Here is an 11,085-nt window from a genome sequence, read left to right as displayed (position 1 = left end):
TAGTTGGTATGGCCGTTACTTTCCTCCTGACCGGATCCTGCCCATGTGCTTGAGCAGCTTGTCCGCCGGCTCGAACAGCTCCGGTCGCGACACCACGACGTTGCGCAGTGCGCGTACCGGCGCGCGCCGGGCGCGATGCCCGTACGCGACGGGATGACGGCGCGTCACCCACCCTTCCGACACATGGATCTCGCGTGTCTTCATGGAGTCCTTGTACTGCTTCTGGCCCCGCCCGAGATCCAGGTGGGCGATCCCGTCGGCGGCGGCCGCCTCGGCCATCCGCAGATGCAGCAACAGGCCCGGGGAGTACTTCGCGTACGCCGGGTCGTACGCGGGGAACCAGCAGACGAGCACGCGTTCGGTGCGCAGGCCGAAGTGCGCGGCGACCGGCTTGCCGTCCGCGTACAGCACCGACAGGATCCCGGCGAACGGCTCGGATCGGGTGTGGAACAGGTGCTGCACGAGCCGGGTGATCCAGTCGTGCGCGAAGCGGTCGCTGCGTCCGGTCCTGCGGTACTGCGCGGACTTCCAGCCCATCAGCGTGCGCAGCGCGGCGGGGTCCCGCTCGTCGTGGACGTACACGACCTCGCCGGCGTCCCGGCCGAGCTTGCGGCCCTTGGCGAGGGTGGACCTGGTGAACTTCGGGGACCGGCCGCGCAGATCGGCCAGATAGGCCTCGTACCCCTGGTCGAGGTCGATGACCGGGGACGGGAAGGTGCCGGAGGCGTGCGCCTCGAACGGCCGCTGTCCCTCGACCAGGTGGTCGAACTCCCATACGGAGAGCCCGCAGGCCCGCAGCAGGTCCCGGGCGTCCCAGGTGAACCCGGGCCGGTGCACCACGCCCTGGGCGTCGGACAGGCCCAGCCCGACGGCCCGGCCGACACCGGCGGCCGATCTCTGGAACGGGAAGAACGCGGCGGGCTCGCCGTCCTCGCGGACCACCGCGATACGCACACCACGTCTGCACCGGCCCACGGCCAGCGCGAACTCGGGGGACAGGAAAGGATTCGCGAGTTCGGGCGAGCCGTGCAGATGGGCCTTGGCCTGCATCGCCGTCCAGGCCGCCCGGTCGGTGGCGGTCAGCTCGCCGGGGCGGTACACACTGATGTCCACGTCAGGAGCCCTGTCTTCTCGTGGCACGGCCACCGAAGCGCCGCACCAGAACCAGCAGGAGAGTGAGGGCGCTGAAGACGGTCACGGCCACGACGCCGCCGCGCACCGACCACAGGTGCAGGGCCAGCAGGCCCTGGGCCACCAGCATGTCGACGGCGATCGCGCCCGCCAGCGCCGCGACGGCGCGGCCGAGCGGATCCAGCCCGTCGAGCGCGGCGGCGACGGCCAGGGCCGGCGCCGCCAGCAGGAAGAACAGCGTGAACGGACCGCGCAACGGCGAGTCGGACCCGGCGAGCGCGAGCAGCGCGCCGATCCCCGCGACGGCGGTCGCGGCGCCCGCGAGCGCGTGTCCCAGGTCCCTCCCCGAACCGGGTCGCGTCCGCTCGGCCCCGTCTGGTGCGTCTGATGCATCTGTCTTCGCACGGATGGTCTGCATTGGCGACTTTGCCCCCCGAAGCGCCGGATGCCGGGCTTCAATGTCGCGCAGCTCCCCGGGAGCCGTCAAGACGGGGAATGCGCTCTCCACGGCCTGAACGGACGTTCCCCGGAGGCGGTGTTCGGCCTCCGGGGAACGTCCTGTCACACCATGCTCAGGGGTGTCACGGAACGATCTCCTGCAGCCGGCTCGGGGAGCCGGAACCCGGACTCGTGAACGAGCGGGACAGTTGAGAACCTGTCAGCAAACTCGTCGTGAGCATGCCGTCGATGCCCGGTGAACGCGCGGATTGCGTACGGGTGCTGAGGGAAAAGTATTGGCATGGACACTTCCATTCAACACGCGTAGTTGGTACGACGGTTGAGGCAGAGATCCTGCTAAACGGAGGTTCCATGAGACGTTCCCGACTTGTCGTGTTCCTCGGCTCACTCCTCCTCGCCGCCACGGCCGCCCTCACCGGTGGCGCGGCGGCGCAGGCGTCGGAAGCCGCCGCCACCAACTATGTGGCGCTCGGCGACTCCTACTCGTCCGGCGTCGGCGCGGGCAGCTACATCAGCACCAGCGGTGACTGCAAGCGCAGCACGCGCGCGTACCCCTACCTCTGGGCCGCCGCCAACTCACCCTCGTCCTTCAACTTCACGGCCTGCTCGGGCGCCCGAACGGATGAAGTCCTCGCCGGTCAGCTGGCGCCCCTCAACACGAGCACCGGCCTGGTCTCGATCACCGTCGGCGGCAACGACGCCGGCTTCGCGGACGTCATGACGACGTGCGTCCTGCAGTCCGACAGCACCTGCATCTCCCGTATCAACACCGCGCGGGCGTACGTCGACACCACGCTCCCCGGCAAGCTCGACGCCGTGTACTCCGCGATCCGCAGCAAGGCGCCCTCCGCACACGTCGTCGTCATCGGCTACCCCCGCTTCTACAAGCTGGGCCAGGCCTGCCTGGGCCTGTCCGAGACCAAGCGCAAGGCCATCAACGATGCCTCCGACCACCTGAACACCGCCATCGAGAAGCGCGCCCTGAACCACGGCTTCACCTTCGCCGACGTCCGCACCACCTTCACCGGCCACGAGATCTGCTCCGGCGCCTCCTGGCTGCACAGCGTCAACTGGCTCAACATCGGCGAGTCGTACCACCCGACCGCGAGCGGACAGTCCGGCGGCTATCTGCCCATGTTCGACAACGTCGCCTGACCGTCACGGATCAGGCGAAGCCGAAGCGGAGGCCCCGCCCGTCGGGGTCTCCGTCACACAGGACACCGAGAACGCCACCGCGTCGGACGTGGTGCGCACCGGATCGCGGATCTCGACGCTGAGTGCGTTCTCGTAGGTCCCGCTCTCCTCGTACGTCGTCACGATCACCCGGTCCTGCCGGGTCCGCTCTCCGCCCTCGGGGAACGACAGCGTCTTCCAGCTCTCGACCTCCCCGTCCCTCGTCACCCAGCGGTAGTCCACCTCCGCCGGCAGCCGGCCCACCGTGAACGTCGCCGTGAACGTGGGCGCCTCCTCGCGCGGCGGCGGGCACGGGCCGGAGTACTCGGTGCGGTCACCCGTCAGGCTCACGCTCACCGTCTGGGGCGGCGGAGTCGACGTGGGGGTGTCGCTCGGGGCCGGGGTGGTGGCTCCGCCGCCGGGAGCCGTCTCCTCCTCCGGGGTCGTCTCCGTGGCCGCCGTCGTTCGAGGAACGGACGTGTCGGTGTCCCGCGCCGTGCCGCCGTTGCCGCCGCCGCCGTCGTCGTTGTCCAGAAGCGCGTACGTCAGTCCGCCGACCGCCAGCGCGAGCGCCACGATGCCCGCGATCAGAACGGTGGTGGTGCGGCGGTCGCGGTGGGGCCGGGTGGACGTCGTGGTCGCGGCCGGAGCGGTGTGCGGGGGCCCGGGTCGCGAAGGGGCGGAGTGCGGTGGCAGGGGCCGCGGCGGGGTGGCGGACCGCTGCTGCTCGTGGGCGGCGATCGTCGGGGGGTACGGCGTGTACGGCGTCGTCGGCGCGGTGTCCGCGCGGGGGGTGCCGCCCGCGCCGATCAACCGCAGGTCACCTTCGGCCCGTTCGGCCGACAGCCGATCCGCGGGGTCCTTGCGCAGCAGTCCCTCGACGACCGGGGCGAGCGGACCGGCCCGGCGCGGCGGCGGCAACTCGTCGTCGACGATCGCGCGCAGGGTGCTCAGGGGGGTGTCGTGCCGGAAGGGGGAGTGGCCCTCGACCGCCGCGTACAGCAGCACGCCCAGTGACCACAGGTCGGACTCCGGGCCCGGCGTCCGGCCCAGTGCCCGTTCCGGCGCGAGGAACTCCGGGGAGCCGACGACCTCGCCGGTCATGGTCAGCGCCGAACTGCCCTCGACCGTCGCGATACCGAAGTCGGTCAGGACGACCCGGCCGTCGTTCGACAGCAGCACGTTCGCCGGCTTCACGTCCCGGTGCAGCACCCCCGCGCCGTGCGCGGCGCGCAGCGCGGACAGCACCTCGGCGCCGATGTGCGCGGCGCGCCGCGGGGCCAGCGGGCCCTCGGCGTCGAGCAGATCGGCCAGCGAGATGCCGCGGACCAGTTCCATCACGACCCACGGCCGGCCCGCGTCCGTGGCCACGTCGTACACCGTCACGACGTTGCGGTTCGCGACCCGCGCCGCCGCCCAGGCCTCGCGTTCCAGGCGGGTGTACATGCGCTCGACGTCGGCGGCCGGCAGCCCGGCCGGGGCGCGCACCTCCTTGACGGCGACCTCGCGGTGCAGCACCTCGTCACGGGCGCGCCACACCGTGCCCATCCCGCCCTCGCCGAGCGGGGACAGCAGGCGGTAACGGCCGGCGATCACGCGTTCACTGCCCGGTGGTGCGGACACGGGCGCCCCCATTCGCAGCCGCGAGTGATGCATCGTGTGATTTCTCCCCAAAAGTAGCTCACCCGAATGCGGATGCCGCCCCCCTGAGCACCAATCCGGCACCCAGGGCCACGACGACGAACCCGGAACCCACGGGCGCGGCACGACGGACCAGCGCGGCCAGGGGGCCGGCCGTCCGGCGCGGCCGGACCAGGGCCCGGCTCACGCCGGCGCCCAGCTTCACGACGGCGAAACCGGCGGCGGTGAGGGTGAGCGCCAGCCCGGCGCCGTAGCCGACGACGAGCAACAGCCCGAACCAGGCGTGGCCGAGGGCGGCGGCCCCGACGAGCACGACGACCGCGGAGGGGCTGGGCACCAAGCCGCCGGCGAAGCCCATGAGGAGCGTGTCGCGGAGGGTGGGGGCGACGGGGTGCGTGTGGGTGTGGCCGCCATGGGTGTGAGTGTGGGGGTGCGTGCCCGGGTGTTCGTGCCCGTGCCCGTGCTCGCTGTCGTTCCCGTGCTCGTGGTCGTGCGCGTGTTCGTGCCGAGGCTCGGTGTCGTGGTCTTGCGCGTGTCCGTGGGCCCGGCCGCCTCCCCGTCGGCCGACCGACCGCCGGACCAGTCCCGCGCCCGCCAGCGTCACCAGCACGCCGCTCGCGATGCCCAGCCAGGCGACCACCGAGGGGGCCGCTGCGGAACCGGCCGTGACGAGGAGGCCGAGGGCCACCACGCCGAGGGTGTGGGTGACCGTGACGGAGGCGGCCAGGGGCAGGACGTCCTTCACGCGGGCCCGGCCGCCGTGGGCCGCCGCGGTCGCCGCCATCAGCGTCTTGCCGTGGCCCGGTGCCAGGGCGTGCATCGCGCCCAGGCCGACGGCGAGGAGCAGGGCGAGGGCGGCGAACCCGGCGGTGAGGTCGTGGCGGGCGACCAGGGAGTCCAGGGCCCGGGTCCAGCGGTCGGCGCCGCGCGGCAGGACGGACGCGGCGGGCGCGTCGCCGCGCTCCTCGGCCAGGGCGGGACCGCCGGGTCGCACCCGCAGGGTCGCGGAGCCGGTGTCGGCCGGGGACGACAGCAACTCCTCCGGATAGGCGGTCAGTTCGCGCGACGCCGACTGCTCCGGCACGTCCGACGCGACGAGCGTCGTACGGTCCCCGCGCGCGGTGATCTCCCGCCAGCCGGGGCCGGAGTCGGGGCCCGCGCCACGGAATCGGACGGTCACCGGGTCGTTCTCGGGGAGGGGAGCGGTCAGCCGGCACTCCACCCGCAGGGTGTCGAGACCCGCCTGACCGGGCCGCACGCGCGCGTGCCCACGGGTGACGCGGAGGGGGACCGTGCGTCCGTCGACGGTGACCTCGCCGTCCCGGGCGGCGGTGGCGCACCGCTGCCGTGCCCACGCCTTCACGCCGAGCCGTTCGACGTCGGGTCCGGCCTGGGTGGCCGGGATCTCGGCGAGGTCCTCCACGTGGTCGACGCGGAGTTCGCCGGGGGAGACCACCAGGCCGTCGTAGTGGTTGACCGTGAAGTTGCCGAGCGGGTGGGCGGACACGGCGCCGACGGGGACGAGCAGCAGGGCGCCGGCGGTGGCCAGGACGGCGAGGAGACGAGGCGGCGTCACCGGACCGCCTCCAGGGTCCGTGGTGCCGTACGGGGGTCCGCGGCGTCCAGGGTCCTCAGTGCCGCACGGGCCTCGCGGGCGCCCAGGGGGGAGAAGCCGGGGTTCAGCTCCAGGGCCGCCGTCAGGGAGGCGCGGGCCGCCTCCGTGCGGCCCGTGGCGAGCTCGATCATGCCGCGGTGGTGCAGGAAGGCGGCGTTGCGGTAGCCCGTGGCGGTGGCCCGGCGGGCGTACGGAAGGGCCTCCTCGTCGCGGCCGTTGACGTGCAACGCCCAGGCGAGCGCGTCCGCCGTGTGCACCGTCCGGCGCCGGTCCCACTCCGCGCGGGCGGCGCGCAGGGCGAGCTTCGCGTCGCCGTGGTCGGCGGCGGCGAGGGCGGTGTCGAGGTCGGCGTTGACGCCGCTGGCGCGCGCGAGCGCGCTCCAGGCGTCGACGAGGGCGTACTGCTCACGGGCCCGTGCCCGGTCGCCGCCCGCCTCGTACAGCTCGCCGAGCACCACGAGCGCGCCCGGCAGCGGGGCGCGGGCCACGACTGCCTCCATGCCGCGCACCGCCCGGGCCCGGTCGCCGATCGCCGCCCACGCGCGGGCCCGTCCCTCCAGTGCGGGCAGATGGCCGTCGTCGGCGGCCAGGGCACGGGCGTAGTGCCGCAGGGCGGTCTGGTGGTCGCCCTGGTGCCAGGCGAGTTGCCCGAGCGCGGTGGCGACGTACGCGGTGTCGCCGGGCGTGGCGGCGGCGGCGAGGGCCTGCTCCAGGACCCGGCGGGCGGTGCGGACGTCACCGCGCAGCTCGCGCACGTACGCGTACCGCGTGAAGGCGGGGATGCCCGGTCGACGGGAGTCGGCGGTCTCGGCGGCCTGCGCCGCCTCCTCGTACCGGCCGAGTTCGAGCAGGGCGTCGACACGGCTGCACAGGGCGCGTTCGTTGTGGGGGTTGCGGGCCAGGGCCCGGTCGGCGAACGCCAGGGCGCCGGGGAAGTCGTGGCGGGCGGCGGCGAGGGCGGCCCGGCCGGCCAGGGCCTGGTCGTTGCCGGGCCTGAGGGCGAGCGAGCGGTCCAGTGCCTCGTCGGCCCGTGGATAGCGTGCGGGGTCGCCGTCGACCCTGGCCTGCTCGACAAGGGCGAGCCCGAGGGTCGCCCAGGCGCCGAAGTCCCGGGGCTGGGCGCGGAGATGCGCCTGGAGCCCCGTGACGCTCGCGTCGAGGTCGCCGCCGCCCAGCAGAGCGGCGGGGGAGATGCCGCCGCCCGCCGTGGCCACGGCACGTCCGCCGTCGCCCCGCGTGTTCCCGAGCGCGATCGACCCTCCGGTGAGCGCCACGGTCAAAAGGACCACGCATCCGACGAGTTGAATCCGGCGGGGGCCGGCCGCCGAGACCCGCCTCGGGGCGGCGACCCGCTCGTCGGCGTCCGCCTTCCCGGAGGTGGCGGCGTCGGCCGTACCCGGGTCCTTCTCGCGCTCCGGGTCGTCGTCGTTGGTACGCGGGAGCATGCCTCTCCTCGGTGTGCCGGCAGGTCGGACGGTGGGAAAGGCGCGGCCCGCGCCGTGGAGGACGGGGAGGGACGGGCCGCGCCGGTCGGGGGGGCGTCAGTACGCGCGGCCCCGCATCCGGCGCCACCACATCAGGGCGACGCCGATCAGCAGGATTCCGCCCGCACCCGCGCCCGCGGAGGCGGCGATCAGGGTCGTGTCGTCCGAGCCGGTGGGCTGCAGGGCGTCCCCGATCTGGCTGCGGACGTCGTTGCCGCCCGACGTTCCCTTCGCGAGGGGGCCGCGCGAGCCCTCCGTCGGCAGGGCGACGTAGGGGAAGGCCTTCTCGAACTCCTTGTCGTTCGCGTCCACCGCGTCGCCCAGGTCGTTCTTGGCGCCGAGCAGCTCACCCTCCACCACCTGGAGGGCGGCGTCGATCACGTCGTCGGTGAGACGGCGGCCGTTGGGGAAGCCCGCGTTGTCACCGTCCAGGACGCCGAGGCGTTTCGGTGCGGCGGCCGGCTTGACGGACGTGTTCAGACGCAGCATCTCGGACGGGGTGACGTGCGGCGGCTGGTTGAGGCCCTCGACGCCCTTCAGGAACACGTCCACCAGGTCGTTGCGGGGCTCCTCGGGCGCCGGGATCTTGTAGATCGCCTCGATGAGCTTCGGCAGTTCGGGCTGGGTGACGTTGTCCAGGAACCGGGCGTCGTCCCACGGCCCGGACGCGTTGAACGTGTCCTTGTCCTCGATCGGGTTGACGACCTCGTTGACCAGCGGGTTGCCGAGCCGCGAGACCTGCCGGAAGTGGCCCTGGGCGTTCTTGCGCCGGGTCGTCGACCAGATGCCGACGACCGGCCGGCCGGCGGACTCCCGGATCAGGTGGTTGGGGACCTGAAGGGCGATGGAGTTGACGTTGTAGCCCTTGAGCGTGTCGTTGCCGACCTCGGAGAGGTTCCCGCCGTACAGGAGGTCGAAGACGCGCAGGTCCAGGAAGAAGGGGTCGTCGGCCTGACCGGCGAACGTCGTGGAGCCGCCCGCCAGTTCGTGCACGGCCTGCTCGCGGAGCTTGGCGTAGTCCGGCATGGACGCCTTGCCGACGTTCGAGGGCGCGACCGGCACGTCGTCCGCGATCTTGGTGCGGGACATCAGGTGCTGCTTCTTCAGCCGCAGCAGGTCGATGTCGTACGTCTGGGTGACGTTGAGGTCCTGGTCGTCCAGGCTCTCGACCGGGCCGGTGTTGTAGAGGAACGTCTTCTTGTTCTTGACGTGCGTTGTGAACGTGTAGCGGAACAGCAGCTCGCCCTGCGCGTCACCGTTGTTGTCGATATGGATGTCGTACTGCGCGTCCTCGGCGAACGTGAAGAAGTTCGGTCCGCCGGCCGGCTCCTCGAACGGGATCCAGTTGGCGATGATCGTCGTCGTGTCCGGTTTGTCCGGGCTGACGAACGCGTACACATCGGTGTTGTCGTACTGCGGGGTGCCCGAGATGAGCGGGGCCTCCCGGTGGCTGGAGGCGGCGGCCGCCCCCGGTTGCAGCGCGGTCGCGCCGGCGGCCGCGAGCCCTCCGGCGGCCAGCGCACCGCAGACGAGGGTGGCGACGCTCCGAAGTCCCGCGCCGCGCTTGGAGATTGCTGTCATGCCGTCCGTCCTCAGTGCCGACTTGCCTGACACGGGGGATTCGACGCCGGCGGCGGACCGGATTGGTCGGAGGAGGAAAATGATTTCGCGCCTGCCCGACCCGCGTTTCCGGCACGCTCATCCGTAATCCCGTCCGGAGGTGCGTGCGTTGCGAATGTCGGGTGTGACGGGGCGACCCGGGTGCGGTCGCGGGAAGGGGGAGCGGGTGGAGGCGGACAGACTGCTGATCCGCGTCGCGGGCGGGGACCACCAGGCGTTCGAGGAGCTCTACGCACTGGTGTCCGGACCGGTGTTCGGACTCGTCAAGCGGCTGGTGCGGGACCCGGCGCAGTCGGAGGAGGTGGCCCAGGAAGTGCTGCTCGAACTGTGGCGGTCCGCCGCCCGCTTCGACCCCGGCCGCGGCAGCGCCCTGTCCTGGATCCTCACCCTCGCCCACCGCCGCGCCGTCGACCGGGTGCGCAGCGCCCGCGCGGCCGGCGAGCGGGAGCAGCGTGAGGCGCTGCGTGCCGGGACGCCCGCCTTCGACCAGGTCGCCGAGGAGGTGGAGGCGGGCCTCGAACGCGAGTGGGTGCGCCGGTGCCTGAACCGGCTCACCGCCCTGCAGCGGGAGTCCGTCACCCTCGCCTACTACGACGGCTATACCTACCGTGAAGTCGCCGAACGGCTCTCCCTGCCGCTCGGCACGGTCAAGACCCGGATGCGCGACGGACTGACCCGGCTGCGCGAGTGCCTCGGAGGAGTCGCGTGAGCTTCCTGGACCGCCCGCCCGCCGACGGCCGAGGGGGTACGGCATGAGCCTGCTGAACCGACTGCGTGGCCGCGGCGACCTGCACAGCCTCGCCGCGCCCTACGCGCTCGACGCCCTGGAGCCCGGCGAGCGCGCCCGCTTCGAGCAGCACCTGGCGGGCTGCGAGCGCTGCGCGCGGGAGGTGCGGGCGCTCTCCGAGGACGCCGTGCGCCTCGCCTGGTCCACGGCCGCCCCCGCGCCGTCCGCCCTGCGCGACCGGGTCCTGGCCGCCGTACGCACCACGCCGCAGGAGCCCGCCCGCGTGCCCGAAACCCGGCTGCCGCCGCACGTGTGGGGCACGCAGCCGCCACCGGTGCGCGCGCGTGCGCCCCGAACGCGCCCCCTGTTCGTCCCGTTCGCCACCGCGACGGCCGCCGCGGCCCTCGTCGTGGCCGCCCTCTTCGCCGTCCAGGCGGACCGGACCGAGCGTCAACTGGCCGCCGAGCGGGACCGGTCACGTGAGATCGCCCACGTCCTCGCCGCTCCGGACGCCCGCGCGGCCACCGGGCGGGACGCCGAAGGGAGGACGCTCGGAGTGATCGCTTCCGTCTCCGTGGGGCGCGCGGTCGTCACCCTGAACGGGTACGACGACCTGCCGAGCGACCGCGTGCACCAACTGTGGCTCATGCGCCCCCAGGCGCAACCGCGCTCCCTCGGTCTGCTGGACGGCGACACGCCCTTCGTGGCGAACGGCCTGGACAGGGCGGCGACGTCACTCGCGGTGACGGTCGAGCCCGACGGGGGGTCACCCCGGCCCACCACCCCCCCGGTTGTCCAACTCGCCCTGAAATCGGTCGGATTCGGGTAGTGATCGAGAAGGGGTGGTCAACGCCCTTACGGGGAAGGTGAATCCTGTGACCGCGATACACGCGTGCCCCAAGGGGGAGATAGGGTTACCCTGCCCGGGCCGGGTGGACTCGTACGGGTGGGGAGTGACATGGAACAGATAACAGTGCGCAGCAGGGCGAGGGTCCCTGCGATCACCTGCGGGAGCAGCGCGACCAGTTCGCGCCTCGACCGTCATCTCTCGGTGCTGGCCGGCCCCGCCGTCCCGCAGCGGGAGGCGGCCGAGGCCACGTCGCTGATGCGTGAGATAACCGCACGTGACACCGCGCACGAGCGCAGCGACCGGGGCGCGCGGGTGAGTCGGGTCTCGCTCTTCGCGCCGCTGCGCCGGCTGCGCCGTTCGCTGTTCGGCGGGCGCTGACCCGCAC

At 73.1% G+C, this 11,085-nt stretch carries 10 protein-coding genes; 4 read left to right on the top strand and 6 right to left on the bottom strand.

The features are described 5' to 3' along the window. Positions 1-15: 15 nt before the first annotated feature. The gene (locus IPT68_RS07805) at positions 16-1,113 is read right to left on the bottom strand and encodes a GNAT family N-acetyltransferase (protein ID WP_189699528.1); all 1,098 of its coding nucleotides are present in this window, start codon (positions 1,111-1,113) and stop codon (positions 16-18) included. Position 1,114: 1 nt separating this feature from the next. Then, a complete protein-coding gene (locus IPT68_RS07800) occupies positions 1,115-1,549 on the bottom strand; it encodes a hypothetical protein (protein WP_228040306.1) in 435 nt (144 codons plus the stop codon). A 392-nt stretch (positions 1,550-1,941) separates the two neighbouring features. On the opposite strand from IPT68_RS07800, the gene IPT68_RS07795 reads away from it, so the two are divergent. Then, complete coding sequence (locus tag IPT68_RS07795; protein ID WP_189699527.1) at positions 1,942-2,745, top strand: SGNH/GDSL hydrolase family protein; 804 nt, start codon at positions 1,942-1,944, stop codon at positions 2,743-2,745. 3 nt (positions 2,746-2,748) lie between these two features. On the opposite strand, the gene IPT68_RS07790 is transcribed toward IPT68_RS07795, so the two are convergent. The 4 genes from IPT68_RS07790 to IPT68_RS07775 all read right to left on the bottom strand — a co-directional run bounded on the left by IPT68_RS07790 (position 2,749) and on the right by IPT68_RS07775 (position 9,084). After that, positions 2,749-4,398 (bottom strand): serine/threonine-protein kinase, encoded by a 1,650-nt coding sequence (locus IPT68_RS07790; protein WP_189699596.1) that lies wholly within the window; start codon positions 4,396-4,398, stop codon positions 2,749-2,751. Positions 4,399-4,444: 46 nt separating this feature from the next. Continuing rightward, positions 4,445-5,980: a HoxN/HupN/NixA family nickel/cobalt transporter gene (locus IPT68_RS07785; RefSeq protein ID WP_189699526.1), complete on the bottom strand. Its 1,536-nt coding sequence runs from the start codon at positions 5,978-5,980 to the stop codon at positions 4,445-4,447. Continuing rightward, entirely contained in the window at positions 5,977-7,464 is a 1,488-nt protein-coding gene (locus tag IPT68_RS07780) for a tetratricopeptide repeat protein (RefSeq protein WP_189699525.1), read from the bottom strand. Before IPT68_RS07780 ends, IPT68_RS07785 begins: the two co-directional genes overlap by 4 nt. A 96-nt stretch (positions 7,465-7,560) precedes the next feature. Then, positions 7,561-9,084 carry a DUF4331 domain-containing protein gene (locus IPT68_RS07775; protein WP_189699524.1) on the bottom strand — a complete coding sequence of 508 codons (1,524 nt, stop codon included), beginning with the start codon at positions 9,082-9,084 and terminating at the stop codon, positions 7,561-7,563. A gap of 205 nt (positions 9,085-9,289) precedes the next feature. Between IPT68_RS07775 and IPT68_RS07770 the strand changes: the two genes are divergently transcribed. The 3 genes from IPT68_RS07770 to IPT68_RS07760 all read left to right on the top strand — a co-directional run bounded on the left by IPT68_RS07770 (position 9,290) and on the right by IPT68_RS07760 (position 11,078). Beyond that, complete coding sequence (locus tag IPT68_RS07770; protein ID WP_189699523.1) at positions 9,290-9,832, top strand: sigma-70 family RNA polymerase sigma factor; 543 nt, start codon at positions 9,290-9,292, stop codon at positions 9,830-9,832. 43 nt (positions 9,833-9,875) lie between these two features. After that, positions 9,876-10,679 carry an anti-sigma factor gene (locus IPT68_RS07765; RefSeq protein ID WP_189699522.1) on the top strand — a complete coding sequence of 268 codons (804 nt, stop codon included), beginning with the start codon at positions 9,876-9,878 and terminating at the stop codon, positions 10,677-10,679. 129 nt (positions 10,680-10,808) lie between these two features. Beyond that, a complete protein-coding gene (locus IPT68_RS07760) occupies positions 10,809-11,078 on the top strand; it encodes a hypothetical protein (RefSeq protein WP_189699521.1) in 270 nt (89 codons plus the stop codon). Positions 11,079-11,085: the final 7 nt, after the last annotated feature.

Origin of the sequence: Streptomyces chromofuscus (assembly GCF_015160875.1) — a bacterium.
Classification (GTDB): Bacteria; Actinomycetota; Actinomycetes; order Streptomycetales; family Streptomycetaceae; genus Streptomyces; species Streptomyces chromofuscus.
The sequence above is the reverse complement of the archived record's forward strand: the minus strand, read 5'-3'. Positions and strand labels throughout refer to the sequence as shown.

Coding starts and splice junctions, on each gene's coding strand:
- IPT68_RS07765 (WP_189699522.1), top strand. CDS start 9,876: ATGAGCCTGCTGAACCGACTGCGTGGCCGCGGCGACCTGCACAGCCTC.
- IPT68_RS07775 (WP_189699524.1), bottom strand. CDS start 9,084: ATGACAGCAATCTCCAAGCGCGGCGCGGGACTTCGGAGCGTCGCCACC.
- IPT68_RS07760 (WP_189699521.1), top strand. CDS start 10,809: ATGGAACAGATAACAGTGCGCAGCAGGGCGAGGGTCCCTGCGATCACC.
- IPT68_RS07795 (WP_189699527.1), top strand. CDS start 1,942: ATGAGACGTTCCCGACTTGTCGTGTTCCTCGGCTCACTCCTCCTCGCC.
- IPT68_RS07780 (WP_189699525.1), bottom strand. CDS start 7,464: ATGCTCCCGCGTACCAACGACGACGACCCGGAGCGCGAGAAGGACCCG.
- IPT68_RS07800 (WP_228040306.1), bottom strand. CDS start 1,549: ATGCAGACCATCCGTGCGAAGACAGATGCATCAGACGCACCAGACGGG.
- IPT68_RS07790 (WP_189699596.1), bottom strand. CDS start 4,398: ATGGGGGCGCCCGTGTCCGCACCACCGGGCAGTGAACGCGTGATCGCC.